Source organism: Nocardia panacis, assembly GCF_003598715.1.
GTDB lineage: Bacteria > Actinomycetota > Actinomycetes > Mycobacteriales > Mycobacteriaceae > Nocardia > Nocardia panacis.
On record NZ_QZFU01000023.1, the window covers coordinates 539,968 to 556,766 of the forward strand.

Annotated in this window: 16 protein-coding genes; 11 read left to right on the forward strand and 5 right to left on the reverse strand. The window is 66.6% G+C overall.

Annotated elements, in window-relative coordinates; all coding sequences use genetic code 11:
* Positions 1-76 precede the first annotated feature (76 nt).
* Together D5S18_RS21430 and D5S18_RS21435 are read right to left on the reverse strand one after the other, a co-directional pair.
* Positions 77-934: a fumarylacetoacetate hydrolase family protein gene (locus D5S18_RS21430; RefSeq protein ID WP_239003910.1), complete on the reverse strand. Its 858-nt coding sequence runs from the start codon at positions 932-934 to the stop codon at positions 77-79.
* Positions 931-1,653, reverse strand: a complete 723-nt coding sequence (locus tag D5S18_RS21435) for a FadR/GntR family transcriptional regulator (protein WP_158607920.1) — start codon at positions 1,651-1,653, stop codon at positions 931-933. Before D5S18_RS21435 ends, D5S18_RS21430 begins: the two co-directional genes overlap by 4 nt.
* A gap of 233 nt (positions 1,654-1,886) precedes the next feature.
* Here D5S18_RS21435 and D5S18_RS21440 point away from each other — a divergent pair, with 233 nt between their 5' ends.
* From D5S18_RS21440 to D5S18_RS21460, 5 genes are read left to right on the forward strand one after another with little or no spacing between them, the layout of a single operon-like run.
* Positions 1,887-2,819: a C-terminal binding protein gene (locus D5S18_RS21440; RefSeq protein ID WP_158607921.1), complete on the forward strand. Its 933-nt coding sequence runs from the start codon at positions 1,887-1,889 to the stop codon at positions 2,817-2,819.
* Complete coding sequence (locus tag D5S18_RS21445) at positions 2,816-3,586, forward strand: MBL fold metallo-hydrolase (protein WP_120042807.1); 771 nt, start codon at positions 2,816-2,818, stop codon at positions 3,584-3,586. The genes D5S18_RS21440 and D5S18_RS21445 overlap by 4 nt, the downstream gene beginning before the upstream one ends.
* On the forward strand, positions 3,583-4,350 hold the full coding sequence (locus tag D5S18_RS21450) for an SDR family NAD(P)-dependent oxidoreductase (protein WP_120042808.1): 768 nt from the start codon (positions 3,583-3,585) through the stop codon (positions 4,348-4,350). Before D5S18_RS21445 ends, D5S18_RS21450 begins: the two co-directional genes overlap by 4 nt.
* Positions 4,351-4,358: 8 nt before the next feature.
* Positions 4,359-5,372, forward strand: a complete 1,014-nt coding sequence (locus tag D5S18_RS21455) for a zinc-dependent alcohol dehydrogenase (protein WP_120042809.1) — start codon at positions 4,359-4,361, stop codon at positions 5,370-5,372.
* A gap of 20 nt (positions 5,373-5,392) precedes the next feature.
* The gene (locus D5S18_RS21460) at positions 5,393-8,047 is read left to right on the forward strand and encodes an alpha-L-rhamnosidase (RefSeq protein WP_120042810.1); all 2,655 of its coding nucleotides are present in this window, start codon (positions 5,393-5,395) and stop codon (positions 8,045-8,047) included.
* Positions 8,048-8,067: 20 nt separating this feature from the next.
* Here D5S18_RS21460 and D5S18_RS21465 read toward each other — a convergent pair whose 3' ends face one another.
* A complete protein-coding gene (locus D5S18_RS21465; protein WP_147404055.1) occupies positions 8,068-8,910 on the reverse strand; it encodes a phosphotransferase in 843 nt (280 codons plus the stop codon).
* Between the two features lie 190 nt (positions 8,911-9,100).
* On the opposite strand from D5S18_RS21465, the gene D5S18_RS21470 reads away from it, so the two are divergent.
* Complete coding sequence (locus D5S18_RS21470; RefSeq protein WP_120042812.1) at positions 9,101-9,808, forward strand: SDR family NAD(P)-dependent oxidoreductase; 708 nt, start codon at positions 9,101-9,103, stop codon at positions 9,806-9,808.
* Here D5S18_RS21470 and D5S18_RS21475 read toward each other — a convergent pair whose 3' ends face one another.
* Positions 9,809-10,834: a phosphotransferase family protein gene (locus D5S18_RS21475; protein ID WP_120042813.1), complete on the reverse strand. Its 1,026-nt coding sequence runs from the start codon at positions 10,832-10,834 to the stop codon at positions 9,809-9,811.
* A 271-nt stretch (positions 10,835-11,105) separates the two neighbouring features.
* Here D5S18_RS21475 and D5S18_RS21480 point away from each other — a divergent pair, with 271 nt between their 5' ends.
* Positions 11,106-11,801, forward strand: a complete 696-nt coding sequence (locus D5S18_RS21480; RefSeq protein WP_120042814.1) for an LmeA family phospholipid-binding protein — start codon at positions 11,106-11,108, stop codon at positions 11,799-11,801.
* Positions 11,802-11,925: 124 nt separating this feature from the next.
* Here the strand turns inward: D5S18_RS21480 and D5S18_RS21485 are convergent, their stop codons facing one another.
* Positions 11,926-12,282 (reverse strand): hypothetical protein, encoded by a 357-nt coding sequence (locus D5S18_RS21485; protein ID WP_120042815.1) that lies wholly within the window; start codon positions 12,280-12,282, stop codon positions 11,926-11,928.
* Between the two features lie 149 nt (positions 12,283-12,431).
* On the opposite strand from D5S18_RS21485, the gene D5S18_RS21490 reads away from it, so the two are divergent.
* From D5S18_RS21490 to D5S18_RS21510, 4 genes are all read left to right on the forward strand, one after another.
* Positions 12,432-12,797: a MarR family winged helix-turn-helix transcriptional regulator gene (locus D5S18_RS21490; protein WP_239003923.1), complete on the forward strand. Its 366-nt coding sequence runs from the start codon at positions 12,432-12,434 to the stop codon at positions 12,795-12,797.
* Positions 12,798-13,172: 375 nt separating this feature from the next.
* Positions 13,173-13,832, forward strand: a complete 660-nt coding sequence (locus tag D5S18_RS35395; protein ID WP_239003911.1) for a pentapeptide repeat-containing protein — start codon at positions 13,173-13,175, stop codon at positions 13,830-13,832.
* A gap of 130 nt (positions 13,833-13,962) precedes the next feature.
* A complete protein-coding gene (locus tag D5S18_RS21505; protein WP_120042817.1) occupies positions 13,963-14,961 on the forward strand; it encodes an ABC transporter permease in 999 nt (332 codons plus the stop codon).
* A 44-nt stretch (positions 14,962-15,005) separates the two neighbouring features.
* The gene (locus tag D5S18_RS21510; protein WP_120042818.1) at positions 15,006-16,778 is read left to right on the forward strand and encodes an ABC transporter substrate-binding protein; all 1,773 of its coding nucleotides are present in this window, start codon (positions 15,006-15,008) and stop codon (positions 16,776-16,778) included.
* Positions 16,779-16,799 lie beyond the last annotated feature (21 nt).

The following is a 16,799-nucleotide window of genomic DNA, read 5'->3' on the forward strand; positions in this document are numbered from 1 at the left end:
TTCCGCAGGGAACGACCCGTGCGGGTCGACGCGCCGGGGATACCGAACAGCGCGGTGTTCGGTATCCGGGCACGAATCAGGGTGCGGGTACGAAGGTCTGGCGCTGCGCGCCGAGTCCCTCGATTCCCATTTCCACGACGTCGCCGCCGCGCAGATAGGGGAAGCGGCCCGAAAGCGCCACGCCCTCGGGGGTTCCGGTATTGATCAGGTCGCCCGGCTCGAGCACCATGTACTGCGACAGGTGGCGGACCAACTGGGCGACGGTGAAGATCTGGTCGGCGGTATTGGAGTCCTGCCTGCCCGCGCCGTTCACCCGCGACCACAGTCGCAGCCGCTGGGGATCCACCGCCTCGGCGGGCACCAACCACGGGCCGACGGGGTTGAAGCCCTCGGCGGTCTTGCCTTTCGACCACTGTCCGCCGGAATGCTGTGTCTGCCAGTCGCGTTCGGAGACATCGTGGCTGACGACATAGCCCGCCACATGGTCGAGCGCTTCCGCGTCGGAGGTCAGGTATTTGGCCCGCCTGCCGATGACGACACCCAATTCCACCTCCCAGTCGACCGTTGTCGCGCCGTGCGGGATCGTGACGTCATCGGTCGGCCCGACGACGGTGTTGGGATGTTTGAAGAAGATGATGGGCTGCTCGGGAGCCGCACTGCCGGATTCGGCGGCGTGCGCGGCGTAGTTCTGACCGATACAGATGACGGCGGTGGGGCGGGCGATGGGTGCGCCGATGCGCAATTCCGCCGCGCCGGACCACTTTTCGAGCCTGCCCTCGGCCAGTGCCCGCCTGGTCACGGCGACGGGGTCCGCCGCCAAGAACGCACCGTCGATATCTGCGGTGAGCGATCGTAGGTCGAAGACCGTCCCGGATTCGTCGATGACACCGGGCCGTTCGCTGCCGTGAGCGCCCAAGCGAACGAATTTGATCATTGTGTGCCTTTCTTCTGGCGCGGCTCCTCGGGGATGCGCGCCGCAGTCTGGACCGCGGACAGTTCGCCGCGAACCTGCCGCAGATGCATCCGCATCGCCGCCTCCGCGGTATCGGGATCACCCGCCGCGACCGTCTCCAAAATCTGGTGGTGCCAATGGATGGCCCGCTCGACCGCGCCGGGTATGGCGGCCGACGCGGCGCGGGTGCGGTGGCCCATGTTGCTGATGGAGTTGTGCATGGACACCAGCACCGTGTTGCCCGTGGCGGTGGCCAGGGTTTCGTGAAAGCGCACGTCGAGTTCGGCGTGCTGCTCGGGATCGGCGCCCGCGGAGATCATTTCGCTGTGCAGCCGCTGCAGCGTATCGATCAGCTCCGGTGGCCGCCGGGTGGCGGCCAGTCGGGTGATCAAGGGCTCCAGCAGTTCTCGGGCCTCCTGCAACTCCTCGTAGAACGCCGCCCCCGAGTTGGCGGCGAGGAAGTCCGGATCGAGCACGCTCCACTGGGTGCGTGGCGCGACCGTCGTAGTACTGCCCTGGCGGGATACGAGGAAACCCTTCGCCGCCAGTCCGCGCAGCGCCTCGCGCATCACGCTGCGGCCGACCCCGTATTGCGCGGCGAGCGCCGCCTCAGCGGGCAGCACCGAACCTTCCGGTAGTTCACCGCTGCCGATCTTTCCGAGGATGTCGTCGACGATTCCGTCGCTCAGCTTCTGCCTCACCGATTCCCGGCCTTTTGCTCGGGCGCGGCCCTGCCGCCGCGCTGGCCACCATGGTCGAGTCAACATATCTGAGAAGTTGACCGAATGGAATAGATCACAGTGAAGCATCCTGGAACCTGTTCGGCAAGTATCCACTGGTCAATAGCCACAAGACATGTCACAAATCCACTGTTGCGCAAGACACAGTCGCGGCCATACTCTCGAATGACCGACCACTTATCAGAGGAGTTGCTGTGCGTGTTCTGATCACGGATCTGGATCTCGGGGATCCGGGCTACGAGGTGGCGCGGTTGGAACGCGAACTCGGCGCGCAGGTGCGGGTCGCGCGGTGCGCCTCGGAGGCCGAGGTGCTGCGCGAGATCGAGGAATTCGACCCGCACGCACTGCTGGTGCAGTGGGCGCCGATCACCGCCGCCGTACTGGCCGCCGCGAGCTCGTGCAGGCTGATCAGCCGGGTCGGAATCGGCATCGACATGATCGACACGGCCGCCGCGCGGGAGCGCGAGATCGAGGTGCGCAATGTGCCGGACTACTGCGTCGAAGAGGTCGCGGGCCACGCGGTGGCACTGGGCCTGGCGCTGTGGCGGCGGCTGCCGCAGTTCGACGCCGAGGTCCGCGCGGGCGCCTGGGACGCCGCCACCGGCGCCCCGACGATGAAGCGGCTGAGCACCGCCACCGTCGGCCTGTTCGGTTTCGGCCGGATCGGCACCCTGGTCGGCCGCGCCTACGCCGCGATGGGCGCGCGGGTCCTCGTCTGCGACCCCTACGCCACCGATATCGGCTACCAGCGCGCCTCCTTCGACAACTTGTTGCGCGAATCCGACCTGATCAGCGTGCACGCTCCCCTCACCGACGACACCCGTCACGCCATCGACGGCGCGGCGCTGGCCCGCACCCGCCGCCAACCGATCCTGGTCAATACCAGCCGTGGACCGATCATCGACGCGCACGCGCTCAACGGCGCATTGCGCGACGGCACGGTATCCGGGGCCGGACTGGATGTCTTCGACAGCGAACCGCTGCCCGCCGACAGCCCGCTGCGCACAGCACCGAATACGATCCTGACCCCGCACGCCTCGTGGTGTTCGCGCGAGGCCATGCCCGCCCTGCGCGCGGGCGCGGTGCAGAACATCATCGATGCGTTCGCGGCGGCGGAGCGGTCATGAACTACCGAATCACACTGCTGTCCATGGGAATCGGCGAGGTCCCCGGACCCGAGGTGCGCTGGATGCGCGATTTCGACCGGTGGCGCACCTTGCAGTTCCAGGTCGCCCTGATCCGCAGCGGCGACCGGACCGCCCTGGTCAATACCGGACCGCCGGAGGATCTCACCGAACTCAATCGCGGTTGGGCGGGCTTCCTCGGCGAACGGGCCGCGCTGCGCCGCGCCGACGGCGAGTTCCTGCTCGACCAATTGCGGCGTGTCGGCGTGGATCCGACCGAGGTCACCGATGTCATCCTGACGCCCTTACAGCTCTACACCGTCGGCAATGTCATGGCATTCCCCGCGGCCACCATCCATCTCGCGCGCCGCGGCTGGGTGCACTTCCACACCAGCCACGACCACCCGCACGACGATCGCCGCACCTCCATCCCGCAGCCGCTGCTGAACTACCTCACCGGTCCGGCCTGGCCGCGCCTGCATCTGCTCGAAGACGAGGACACCGTCGCGCCCGGACTGCGGACCTGGTGGTGCGGCGGCCACCACCGCGCCTCGCTGGTGGTCGAGGTCGACACCGAGGCCGGTGTCGCCGCCCTGTCCGACAGCTACTTCCATCTCGACAATGTCGTGGACAACCATCCCATCGGCATCACCGAGAACATCTACGAGAGCCTGCAGACCTACGCGCGGGTCAGGCGGGACGCGAAGATCATTGTCCCGCTTTATGACCCGCAGAACTTCGTGCGCTTTCCGAACGGAGAACCGGCATGAGCCGCGATGAGGGGCGGCTCGTACTGGTGACCGGCGCGGCGCGCGGCATCGGTCGCGCCGTCGCCGAGGCGTTCGGTCGGCATGGCGCGCGCGTGGTGGTCAATCATCCACCCGGCGAACAGGATTCGGCCGAGCTGACGGCGGATCTGGTTTCGGCGGCGGGTGGGACACCGATCGTGGTCGAGGCCGATATCGGCGACGCCGAGGCGGTGGCGGCGCTGGATGCGGCGGTGGCGGCACACGGTGTGGTCGACGTACTGGTGAACAATGCCGGGATCTGCCCGTTCGCCGATTTCTTCGAGATCACCCCCGAACTGTGGGACCGGACGCACGAGGTGAATCTGCGCGGCGCGTTCCTGCTCACGCAGGCGGTGACGAAGCGGATGGTCCGGGCCGGGCGGACCGGTGGTCGCGTGATCGCGGTGTCGTCCATCTCCGCCTTCACCGGCGGTGCGCATCAGGCACACTACTGCCCCACCAAGGCCGGACTGTCGGCCTTCATGAAGTCGATCGCCATCGCACTCGCGCCACACCAAATCACCTGCAACACGGTACAACCCGGCATCATCGCCACCGATATCAACCGCGCGGACCTCGCCACGCCCGGTCGACGTGGCGCCATCGAAGCACGGGTGCCACTCGGCATCGGCCGACCCGAGGATGTCGCGGCGGCCGTCGTCCTGCTCGCCGATCCCGGCGCGCGCTACATCACCGGCGCCGACCTCGTCGTCGACGGCGGACTGACCATCAATCCAGGAACCTAGGAGCTGCCTTGAAAGCGCTTGTCTACGAAGGCCCCACCCGACTAGCCCTGCGGGACACCGAAACTCCCGCTCCCGGCCCCGGTGCGGTCGCCGTACGTCCCATAGCGGTCGGCATCTGCGGCTCGGATGTGCACGGCTACACCGGCAGCACCGGGCGACGGCGGGCCGGGCAGGTGATGGGGCACGAGATCGTCGGAACCGTCACCGAAGTCGGTGCGGGCGTCGATCTTTCGGTCGGCGATGCGGTGGTCGTCAATCCCGTCCTCGGGTGCGGGCGGTGCGCGGTATGCGCGGACCGGCGCTCGGACCTCTGCGAGGAGGTCAAGGTCATGGGCGTCGACACCGCGCTGCCCGGCGGATTCGCCGAATGTCTGATCGTGCCCGCGCGCAACGCGATTCGAGTACGGCAGGCGCATCCGGCCTGCGCGTTGACCGAACCGCTCGCGGTGGGTCTGCATGCCGCGCGGCGCGCGGGCGTCGGGCCGGGAGCGCGGGTCGCCGTCATCGGCAGCGGCATGGTCGGCGTCGCCACCGCTTGGGGCGCGCTGCACGAGGGCGCGGCCTGCGTGCATGTGGTCGACATTGATCAAGAAAAGCTGGAGGGGGCCAACAGAATCGGCGCGACCGGTTTGCGCACGGCTCCCGGCCGTCCGCTCATCGATGTGCTCATTGAGGCCGGGGTGGCGAAGGTCGATATCGTCCTGGACGCGGTCGGCAGCGACGACACCGTGCGCTCCGCACTCGGCGCGACCCGACGCGGCGGAGTGGTCGGGTTGGTCGGCATGGCGACGCCCTCGCTGCGACTGCCCGACTTCACGCTGATCACCAATCAGCAGCAGTTGGTGGGCACCTGGTGCTACGCGGAGCAGGATTTCGCCACCGCCGCCCACGCCGTCGCCGCCGATCCCGACCGATTCTCCTGGCTGATCGACCGCCGAGTGGAGTTGGCCGGGGCCCCGCGCGCCTTCGAGGAACTGTCGTCCGGCTACTCCCCCAAGTTCAAGGTGCTCGTCACCCCCTGAGATCACGATCGCGAGGAATCATGAAATCGCATGTCTCCGCACCGTCGTTCGAACACCATCGCCAAGCACTCGGCATCGGCGAGGCGCGGCCCCGAATCTCCTGGACCACAAGGGCGCCCGCCGAATGGCGACAGGACGGCTACGAGATCGAAGTGGTCCGCGCGAACGGCGAGGTGTTCCGCAGCGGGCGGATAGCGGGGGCCGATTCGGCGCTCGTCGCGTGGCCGACGCGCGCCTTGGACTCGCGGGAATCGGCGCAGGTGCGGGTCGGGATCTGGTCGCAGGGCACCGAATCGGTCTGGGGTCCGAGCGCGACCGTCGAGGCCGGGCTGCTCGATCCGGCTGACTGGGTGGCCGTACCGGTGGGCGGCGCGTGGCCCGATGGCCCCGACAAGGATCGCCGTCGTCCGCCACTGGTTCGCACCGAATTCCCGGTGCAGGGCAAGGTGGTTCGCGCCCGGTTGTATATCACCGCGCACGGCGTCTTCCGGGCCGAGATCAATGGCAGGCGGGTCGGTATCGACGCCATGGCGCCCGGTTGGACCGTCTATCCGAAACGCTTGCGCTACTACACCTATGATGTCAAGGATCACTTGCAGCCGGGCGCCAACGCGCTCGGCGCGCTGCTCGGCGACGGCTGGTACCGCAGCCGCATCGGCCTCGGCGTCTACGGCGACTGGGACCGCTTCGGCACCGATCTGTCCCTGTTGGCCCAGTTGGAGATCGACTATGCCGATGGCCGCAGGCAGATCGTGGCGACCGGTCCGGACTGGACCGCCACGCCCGGACCGATCCTGTTCAGCGGCAACTACGACGGCGAGACCTACGACGCCCGTCAGGAAATCGACGGTTGGTCCGAGGCGGGCACGAACGCGGGCCGGTGGGAGCCCGTCGCGGTGGCCGCGCGCGATCCGAGAACCCTTGTCGCCCCTGAGGGTCCGCCGGTGCGGTGCACCGAGGAGGTGCGGCCGGTCGCCGTGCTGCGCACGCCGTCCGGCAGGTCGGTGTTGGATTTCGGGCAGAACCTGGTGGGCCGCTTGCGCATTCGAGTCGCCGGGCCGGTCGGCAGCAGGATCGTGCTGCGACACGCGGAGGTCATGCAGGACGGTGAGATCTACACCGTCTCGCTGCGCACGGCCAAGGCCACCGACACCTATGTGCTGCGCGGGCGCGGCACCGAGACCTGGGAACCCGCCTTCACTTTCCACGGCTTCCGCTACGCCGAAATCGACGGCTGGCCGGGCGATCTCGCGCACGCCGTCGCCGCGGGCGATATCGTCGCCAGGGTCTACCACACCGATATGGTGCGGACCGGCTGGTTCGACTGCTCCGATCAACTGCTCAATCGTCTGCACGAGAACGCCGTGTGGAGTATGCGCGGCAACTTCCTCGACATCCCCACCGACTGCCCGCAGCGCCATGAACGCCTCGGATGGACCGGCGATATCCAGCTTTTCGCGCCGACCGCCGCCTACCTCTACGACTGCTCGGGCATGCTCTCGTCCTGGTTGCGCGATGTCGCCGCCGACCAACTGCCCGACGGCACCGTCACCTGGTACACGCCCTACGTGCCCACACCGGGTTTCTGGACCTACCCGCCCGAGCCGAGCGCGGTATGGGGCGATGTCGCCGCACTCACCCCGTGGGTGCTCTACGAACGCTTCGGCGATCCGGAAATTCTACGGCGACAATACGATTCGGCGCGGGCCTGGGTCGACCTGGTCGATCGGCTCGCAGGCGAGAGCCGCATCTGGGAATCGGGCCACCAGTTGGGCGACTGGTTGGATCCGAGCGCGCCCGCGCACGATCCGGCCGACGGTCGCACCGACCGATACCTGGTCGCCACCGCGTATTTCGCGTGGTCATCGGCGCACCTCGCCCGCTACGGCGAGGTTTTGGACCGACCCGATGACGCCACCCACTATCGCAAACTCGCGCAGGAGGTTCGCGACGCGTTCGTGCGCCGCTTCTACGACCGCGACACCCACCGCCTGACCAGCGACTCCCAAACCGCCTACAGCCTCGCCCTCGCCTTCGATCTACTGCCGGAGGACGAACGCGCCGCCGCGGCGGACCGGCTCGCCGAACTGGCCGCCGCGGAAGGTTTCCGAATCGGGACCGGACTCGCGGGCACCGCGAGCATTCTCGACGCGCTGAGCAAATCGGGGCGCTTCGATATCGCGTATCGCCTACTGCGCCAAACGGAATGCCCCTCCTGGCTGTATCCGGTCGTGCGCGGGGCCACCACCATCTGGGAGCGGTGGGATTCGTTGCGCCCCGACACCGGGCGGGTGCTCGAGGACAAGATGGTGTCGTTCAACCACTACGCCCTCGGCGCGGTCGCCGACTGGATGCACCGCAATATCGCCGGACTCGCCCCCGCCGCGCCCGGCTACCGCACGGTGCTCTTCCAGCCCCGCCCCGGCGGGGGCATCACCTCGGCGCGGGCCAGACACACCACGCCATTCGGGGATGCCGCCATCGAGTGGCGTATCCATGAGGATGTGCTCGATGTCGGGGTGTCCGTTCCCCAGGGGTCCGATGCGATCATCGATATTCCAGGGACGCCGCGACACAAGGTCGGTTCCGGTGCACACCGGTATCGGTCGCCGTGGACCGGGGAACTCGCGGCCACCGCTTGGTCCAGCGCCGGAGGTATCGGACTCAGCGAGTGATCGGTAGCGGTCCCGGACCGCTACGACCATCCCACTCTGCGCCGCAGCCAGTCGCGGCTCACCCGGTAGGCATTGGCGTGATGCTCGCGCAGCCGAGGTGAGCGCGACGGCACCGGCATTCGACTGCTGTGCGCCCAATACCCCACCAGCGCACAGAGATACGCGTCCACAGCCCGAGGATCGATGGCGCGGGTAACGGGATGTTCGGCCAGGATCGGATCCGGATCCACCCCGCACGCGGCGATCGATGGTCCCAGCGAGACCAGGTCCACCCATGCCGCACCGCGACACGGCCACGCCCAATCGACCACCACCACCGTGCCATCCGCGCGCCGCAGCATATTGTCGGGCCGAAGATCGGTATGCAGCAGCGTATTTCCCATCGTGCGCGTCGACCACTCACCTTCCAGCTCGGCCAGCCGCGTCAGATTCCGCACCGCCCACACGTCGAGATCCGCAGGCGCATCCGATTCGGCGAAAGCAAGCCAGCGACCGAACACCGCCCCGTAGCTCTCGGCGATCGTCGGAATCCCTTCAAGGGGACAGGGATTCAGAACCTGCGCCAACTGTGCGACCGCCGCGAGCGCAGCCGCCAGCTCACCGGGTCGGTCGAACCGGGGATGGCGCCCCGCCACATCCTCGAATACGGTCACCAACCACCCCGCGTGTTCCAGATCGAACAAGACCCGCGGCGCGGGCACGTCTTTCGGCAATCGGGCCGCGGTCCGCGACTCCACGCGATACATCCCTGCCAGTTCATCCGCCACGTCGATCGCCTTCGCGAAAACCCGACGCCCATTCGCGAATTCCAGCCGCGCCGCCATCCCGTGACTGAACCCGCCGACCGGCGTCCAAGCCCTCATCAGGCGGGCACCCAAGCGCTGCTCGACAGTTGCCCGAACACCTTCCGGCAGCTGATCCCACTCGATCCGTTCCGCAGTCCGCACCGCACCATGCTCGCCCTCGAACCAGCCGGCAGGCCAGCGGTTTCCGCCGTGGCGGCAAGCTTATTCCAGTTGACTTGGACCGCACTGCAGACCCTAATCTGGTGCCATGAGGTCGACACTCATTACCGGGGCCAACAAGGGGCTCGGATTCGAAACCGCACGCCAACTCATTTCCGCAGGTCACTGCGTCTACATCGGCAGCAGGGACGTCGAGCGCGGGCAGCGGGCCGCCGAACTGCTGGGCGGGAGGTTCGTTCAGTTGGATGTGGGCGACGACGCGGCGGTGCAGGCCGCCGCGAAGGTGATCGAAGCCGACGGCGGCGTGGATGTGCTGGTCAACAATGCCGGGATCGCACCGGAGTGGCAGGACACGGGCATCGTCGGCGCTGCCGACTTGACCGCGGACCTGATGCGGGAGACCTTCGAGACGAATGTCTTCGGTATGGTGCGGGTCCTGCACGCTTTTCTCCCGCTGCTCGAGCGGTCCGCCGCGCCGGTGGTGGTGAATGTCAGCAGCTCTCTGGCCTCGCTCAGCCGAGTGTCCACCCCTGGGTCGGATGGTCACGCCTATCCCGGTGTCGCTTATCCGGCGTCGAAGGCGGCGGTCAATATGATCACCGTGCAGTACGCGAAGGCATTCCCGAACATGCGCGTCAACGCTGTGGAGCCCGGATTCACCAACACCGACCTGAATCGAAACTCCGGCACTCGAACCGTCGAGCAGAGTGCCGAAATCATCGCCCGCATGGCGCAGTTGGGTCCCGATGGGCCGACCGGAGGCTATTTCGACGCCGAGGGCGTGCTCCCCTGGTAGCTATATGCCCGCCGCAGCGGCGATTTCGCGGGCCTTGTGCACCAGGGCATCGATGCGTTCGGGGGTGGGAGTGCCTGCGGCGGCCCGGTTTTCGGGTTCGTCCAGGGCACGGCGCATGACGCCCTCGGCGATGATCGCGAGCTTCCACAGTCCCAGGGTGTGCCAATAGTGCAGCGCCGCCGGGTCGCGGCCGGTCTCGTCCAGGTACAGACCGGCCATCTCGGCGCGGGACGGGAATCCCGCCAAGGTGGAGGGGGCGAAATCGCCGCCGGTGGTCTCACCGGGTTCGGGCCAGTAGGTGAGCAAGCTGCCCATATCGGCCAGCGGGTCGCCGAGGGTGGACAACTCCCAGTCGAGGACGGCGATCACCGCACCCGAGTCCGGGGCGGTGATGAGGTTGCGGAGGTGGAAATCGCCGTGCACCAGGCTGATCTCGCGCTGCTCCGGGACGGCGGCGGCCAGGCGGCGGGTCAGGTCGTCCAGTTCGGGAAGTTCACGGGTCTTCGACATCTCCCACTGGCCGGACCAACGTTTGAGCTGGCGCTGCGCGTACGGCTTGTGACCGGCGAGGTCGGCCAGACCCACCTCGGCAAGGTCGACGGCATGGATCCGGGACAGGGTGCGCGGCAACGACATCGCGATGCGGCGCCGCTGCGGCTGAGTCAACGCCCGCGCGACCTGCATCGTGTCGACCACGGTGCCGTCGACGAATTCCATCAGCACCAGCGGGACTTCGGCGAATTCCGCTGTGACGCCGAGGATGCGCGGGACCGGCACCTCGGTGTGCTCCAGAGCCGCGATAATCCGCGCCTCACGTGCCACATCGTGCGCGGAGGCCAACAGGTGACCCAAGGGCGGGCGACGCAGTACCCACACCCGGCCCTCGGCATCGGTGACGCGGTAGGTCAGATTCGACTGGCCGAGGCCGATTCGCTGAAACCCGAGTGGGGCAGCGTATTCCACTGCCAGTTGGTCGAACCAGCGGCGGATGGCGGCGGCATCGACACCGGCGACGGTCTCGGTCATCGCTGCCCCGCCCCGGCGCGACCCGCACTCGCGTGCACCTCGTCGATCTGTCCGTTCGGCGCGAGTATGGCGGAATCGCTCGACGCTGCTATCGAATTCAACCGAGCCTCCATTCAGTCGATGATGTCTCAACTAGTCCCTATCACAGTCGGGACCGCTGTCGGCGGCAGTTGTCGACATGATCTTCCGGGGCAACCTCCCACGCCGTACCCCGGCAACCCCGTGCTCCGAACTGCCTGGATGATGGTGGGATGGAAGGGAGGGCGAACGGATGCGAACACTGGTGCTGCTGATCGGGGTACTCGGGATCGGGTTGATCGCGGGTGATCGGGGCGGAGTTGTGCTGGTGCAGAATGAGGTCGGCAGGCAGATCGCCGCCGGCTATTCGCTGCCGGATCGACCGCACGTCGAGATCAGGGGCGTTCCGTTCCTGACGCAGGCTATCGACGGCACCTATCGCGACATCGATATCCGCGTCGGGGACTGGAGTGGGCAGCAGATTTCGGTTCACGACCTGGACGTCGCCCTGACCGGGGTGTCCGCACCGTTGACCGATATGGTCCAAGGCCGAACGTCGAATATTGTCGCGCAAACAGCCACAGCGACGGCACTGGTGCCGTTCGACACCATCCAACATTTCGCGCCGCCGGAGGTGGAGTCGATTTCCAATGGCCCGGACGGGCTGCGCGTCTCGGGAACATTCCCGGTGGAAGGAGTTCCGGTAGCCGGAACGGTCGTCGTCACTGTCGCACCGACCGACAACGGTATCGAAGTCACTCCGGTCTCGGTTCGAACCGCCGGGGACGGTCCCACGATTCCCCTGGCACTGCTGCGCCGAAACCTCACCTTCACCGTTCCCCTGCAACGACTTCCACTCGGCGCTCAATTGACGGCCATCCAATCGGCGGCAACCGGGCTGCGGGTGACCGCCGTCGCCCACACCGTGCGCTTGTCCGACATGTCGTGAGTACCGTATCTCGGCTCGGCCACCGCGCACGGCGGGTGCGGTTTCCGGCCCAGCCCTACAACCGGCGATGATCAGCACCCGCCGCATTCGCCTTCGAGGTCGCGCCGCAGCCGATAGCGGTGCCTCAACCCACCACCAACAGATGCGCCATCGACGCCAGATGGACCCCACCGACGATCACCGACCCCGCCACCTGCCCCGGTATCCGCCGCCACAAACCAATCACCGCATCGCCGACCTGGCACGCACCCGCCACTGCCAGCAGCGCGATCCACACGCCATGCGGAACAGACAAGAACGCCGCCACAACCACCGCGATCCCGACCGGAACCGCCCGCGTCGCATACATCGCGGCGAAATACCGGGTCGAAACCACCACCTCGGATCGCGCCAATGCTGCGGGCGCGAGCACTCCCGCAATCGCGAAACCCACACTGACCAGCGCGACAACCGCATTCACCCAGACGAGCCAGATCGACATTGAGCACCCCCACTATTCACTCTTAGAATCGTTCAGATTCTAAATGATCTGAGGACGATAGTATCTGCGCCATGGATCGTGTCAACGGTGAAGATCTCCTCGGATCACTGAGCTTCAAACTCGGCGTGATCGGCACCCGGATCACCCAAATGTTCGGAGCCCGAATCGAACCCCTCGGCCTGACGCACCGCCAAGTCGGTGTACTCGCCGTGGTCGATGCGGGCCACGCCCGATCCCAGCGCGAGGTAGCCGACACACTCGGCGTCGCACCAAGCCTCGTCGTCGCCCTGGTCGATCGCCTTGTCGCCATGGGCGCCATCAATCGCGTTCAGGGCTCCACCGACCGCCGCGTACATACCTTGGAGCTGACAGATCAGGGCCGCGAACTCCTCGCCCACAGCATCGCCATCGTCAATGAACTCGACCGTGACCTGCGCGGTCCCCTCGATCGGCAGGACACCACCGCCGTACATTCCGCGCTGACACATTTCCTGACCAAGGTCCAGCGCCAGTGAACTGAACGGAAAATCGTTCAGCAGAAAGCTATTGTCTACCAGGATATTCGACACATATATCGGTGGCGATCCGGACGCCACCCTCGCACTCATCTGCGCGGCACGCGCTGTCCCCCAGCCGGCCCTCGTGCTGACCACCGACGAAATCGACGGCCAGCGAGCACGATTCGCGCGTCTGCTCAATCTGCTCGCCGCCGCGACTACACGCCGACGCCGACCTGCACCTGACACTCACCGATCACATCGACGATCCGACCTGGATCTGCACCCCGGCGACGACCGCGGGTGCGAGGAAACGGGATCACCGGAAGCCGGTAGCGCAAGACAGGCACCGTGTTTCGCGCCCCATGCCTGAGAACAGTGTGAAATCACCTCATGGCCGACACCATGTTCACCCGGCTCCTCCAGGTGACCGACCGCCTCGGCGCGCCGAGCCCCTTGGTGCGCGCCAATGCCCTGCGCATGCTCGAACCGTGGCTGTCCGGCCCGAATCCCGATGACCGAGTTCTGGTTCTCGGCATCTACGCCGATATCCTGCGCCACCGCCCCACCCCGCCGGGCAACGATCTCGAGTCCGAGACGGTCCTCGACATCCTGCACCGCAGGCTCGGCAAGACGGCCGAACACCCGATTCCCCCAATGAATCTCACCGGTGTCGCCCTACCGGGCACTGATCTGCGCGCCCTGTGCCTTCCGGGCGCACGCCTGTCCAACGCCGACCTGCGGCGCGCGGATCTGCGGGGCGCGTTCCTGGCCGACGCCGATTTGCGCGGCGCGAACCTCACCGAGGCGAATCTGGCGGGCGCGCATCTGACCAATGCGGATCTCACCGGAACCCGCTGCGACGGTGCGAATCTGCGCGAGGCGGATCTGGCGGGAGCGACCATGATCGCCACCTCGCTCGAGGCAACCGACCTCACCGACGCGCACGGCGCACCCCGCTCCCTGCGCGACACCGTCCTCACGGCGGCGAAAGGTCTGTCCCCCGACCGTATCCGAGACTTCTACCGCGCCACCAGCGAAGACGGGTTTTAGGCCCCGCCCGATTCCGTAGCTGCGCAACCACTTTCGATGTCTCTAAGGCGAACTAGGGGTTGACGGCGACACCTCGGCGGCTTTACCGTTCGCCCATTCTTTCTTGAATTACGGGTAACTTGGGGGTTCCGTGGCCGCCCTACTCACGAACGAGAGCGCGCCGGATGCCGGTTCGAGCGCCGGGAAAGGGCCGGTCGGCCGCTCCCCCGGCCGACTCGCGTGGCTGCGTTTCAAACGGGACCGGGTCGGTGTGCTCGCCGGGATCGTGGTGCTGTTCTTCTTTGTGGTCGGCCTCGGAGCGCCATTGATCTCGCTCGGCTACGGCAAGGACCCTTACACGCCGTACGCGACGCCGGGCAATGGTCTGCTCACCGATACCGGCTTCCCCATCAAACCCAATGGCGGTATGGACGGCGATTTTTGGTTCGGCATCGAACCCCATACCGGCCGTGATGTTCTCATGGTGCTGGTCTACGGTATCCGCACCTCATTGCTGATCTCGGTGGCCGTCGCATTGCTGACGACGGTGGTCGGCGTGGTGCTCGGCGTCACCGCGGGATATCTGGGCGGCCGGATCGACTATGTGATCAGCCGGATCACCGACACCTTGCTCTCGGTGCCATCGACGCTGTTCATTCTCGCGTTCATGCCGGTCGCCTGGGCCAGTTATCAGGCGGTGGGGCAGGAGGTTCCGGTGTGGGTGCGCGTGGTCAGCATGATCGGCATGCTCGCCCTGTTCGGCTGGACCCGCAATGCGCGGCTGCTGCGCGGGCAGGTGTTCTCGCTGCGGGAGCGGGAGTTCGTCGAGGCGGCGCTGGTGACTGGGGCGGGTCCGGGTCGCATCATCTTCCGCGAGCTGCTGCCGAATCTTTGGGCGCCCATTCTGGTGTTGGCGACACTGGATCTGCCCGCGTACGTGACGGCGGAGGCGGCGCTGTCGTTCCTCGGTGTCGGCATCGCCCAGCCGACGCCGGACTGGGGCGTCATGGTGCAGAACGGGTCGGGCCTGATCTCCACGGACATCACGTATCTGGTGTTTCCCGGTATCGCGATGATCCTGTTCGTCCTGGCCTTCAACTTGCTCGGGGATTCGGTGCGCGACGCGCTCGACCCGAAGGGAAGCCGCTAACCATCTGGTCGCCGGTGATCCGGTAGGAGGAGGCAGGAAGTGGTATGAGGACAAGGAAATTCGCGCGCGCCGCCGCATTGGCGGCGGTCGCCGCGTTGGCCATGGCGGGCTGTTCGGCGGGCGGCACCAATGCGGGCGGCGGTGATCAGCCCAAGGCCACCCAGGACAAGCTGACCCTGGACGCGGAGGGCAAGCAGTCCCGCGGTCCGGCCGCGCCGGTGCCGGGCGCGCAATCGGGCGGCACACTGAATCTGACCTGGCGCGCCGACTTCCCGCACTACGATCCGGCCAAGATCTACACCGCGCCCGACGACGAGGCGTTCCGCGTCATGAACCGTCGCCTCACCCTGCTCAAGCAGAACGACGACGGCACCATGGTGCTGGTAGGTGATCTGGCCACCAATACCGGTGAACCCTCCGACGGCGGCAAGACCTGGAAGTACACCCTCAAGGACGGCGTCAAATACGCCGATGGGACGCCGATCAAATCCGAGGACATCAAATACGGTGTCGAGCGTTCCTTCGACACCAAATTCGCCACCGGACCGCAGTGGGTGCAGATCTGGTTGTCCGGCAAGGACGATTTCCACTCCTTCTATCCCGGCCCGTTCTCGGGTCAGGAACTGGGGTCCGACAAGATCGAGACTCCCGACGCCAAGACGATCATCTTCCATCTGGCCGCGCCGCAGTCGGATCTGCCGTTCGCCGTGTCCATGACGCAGACCGTGCCGATTCGCCGGGACCGCGACGCCAAACCGGACGTGCTCGACGCCGAAGGTTTGGGCGATATGGCCACCGGGCCGTACAAGATCGGCTCGCACGAGGTGGACAAGACGCTGACCCTGGTGAAAAACCCGCAGTGGGACCCGAATTCGGATTCGGTGCGCCACCAGTATCCGGATCAGATCCACTTCCAGTTCGGCGTCAAGGCCAAGCAGGAGACCGATCAGCTCAAGGCCGACACTGATCCGAATGCCGCCGCCTACTACAGCGGTGTCGACGCCGACCAGGTTCAGGCGATCATGCAGGACCCGAATCTGAAGAAGCGCGTCGTCGACGAGGAGACCGGCGGGCTCCAGGCATTCGCCATCAACACCGCCAGGGTCACCGATGTGAATGTGCGTCGCGCCATCGCGACCGCCTTCCCGACGAAGGATGTCGTCACCACGCAGGGCGGACCGTTCTTCGGCACCATCGCCACCACCCTCAGTCCGCGCACCTCGGTGGGGTATGAGAAGGAGCCGAATCCGTTCGGAGTCGGCGAGAATGGCGACCCGGACAAGGCAAAGCAGATCCTGACCCTGGCGGGCAAACTCGGCTACACCGTCAATATCGCCTGGGATTCCACCCCCACGGCCGATCGGTGGGGTGCGCCGATTAAGCGGGCGCTGGAGGCTGCCGGTTTCAAGGTGAATCTGAATCCGGTGCAGGACAAGGGTTTCTACGATGCCATCAAGAATCTGGACAACCCGTACGACCTGATCTGGAATCAGTGGAGCGCGGACTGGCCGACCAATCGGACCGTCTACAGCGCACTGTATTACGGCGGCGCCGTCATGGACGGCGGCAACAACTTCGCCCAACTCAAGGTCGGCAAGGTGGACGAGGAGATCAACCGGGTGCAAGCGGTGCAGGACATCGTTGAACAGGGCAAGCTGTACATGCCGCTGGACCAGATGATCCAGAAGGATTACGCGCCCGCGGTGCCGCTGGTCTACTCCCGCAAGCAGATCATGTTCGGCTCCAAAGTCGGCGGCGCGCGGATGGATATCCTCGCCTCCAGCCTCGACCTGTACAACGCCTATCTCACGAAGTAGCAGATCCGGGCCGGGCCGCCC

Bases quoted from the DNA above. Each gene is read 5' to 3' on its own strand.
- D5S18_RS21465 (WP_147404055.1), bottom strand. From the start codon at position 8,910: ATGAGGGCTTGGACGCCGGTCGGCGGGTTCAGTCACGGGATGGCGGCG.
- D5S18_RS21490 (WP_239003923.1), top strand. From the start codon at position 12,432: ATGTTCGGAGCCCGAATCGAACCCCTCGGCCTGACGCACCGCCAAGTC.
- D5S18_RS21480 (WP_120042814.1), top strand. From the start codon at position 11,106: ATGCGAACACTGGTGCTGCTGATCGGGGTACTCGGGATCGGGTTGATC.
- D5S18_RS21470 (WP_120042812.1), top strand. From the start codon at position 9,101: ATGAGGTCGACACTCATTACCGGGGCCAACAAGGGGCTCGGATTCGAA.
- D5S18_RS21475 (WP_120042813.1), bottom strand. From the start codon at position 10,834: ATGACCGAGACCGTCGCCGGTGTCGATGCCGCCGCCATCCGCCGCTGG.
- D5S18_RS35395 (WP_239003911.1), top strand. From the start codon at position 13,173: ATGGCCGACACCATGTTCACCCGGCTCCTCCAGGTGACCGACCGCCTC.
- D5S18_RS21510 (WP_120042818.1), top strand. From the start codon at position 15,006: ATGAGGACAAGGAAATTCGCGCGCGCCGCCGCATTGGCGGCGGTCGCC.
- D5S18_RS21430 (WP_239003910.1), bottom strand. From the start codon at position 934: ATGATCAAATTCGTTCGCTTGGGCGCTCACGGCAGCGAACGGCCCGGT.
- D5S18_RS21485 (WP_120042815.1), bottom strand. From the start codon at position 12,282: ATGTCGATCTGGCTCGTCTGGGTGAATGCGGTTGTCGCGCTGGTCAGT.
- D5S18_RS21445 (WP_120042807.1), top strand. From the start codon at position 2,816: ATGAACTACCGAATCACACTGCTGTCCATGGGAATCGGCGAGGTCCCC.
- D5S18_RS21450 (WP_120042808.1), top strand. From the start codon at position 3,583: ATGAGCCGCGATGAGGGGCGGCTCGTACTGGTGACCGGCGCGGCGCGC.
- D5S18_RS21460 (WP_120042810.1), top strand. From the start codon at position 5,393: ATGAAATCGCATGTCTCCGCACCGTCGTTCGAACACCATCGCCAAGCA.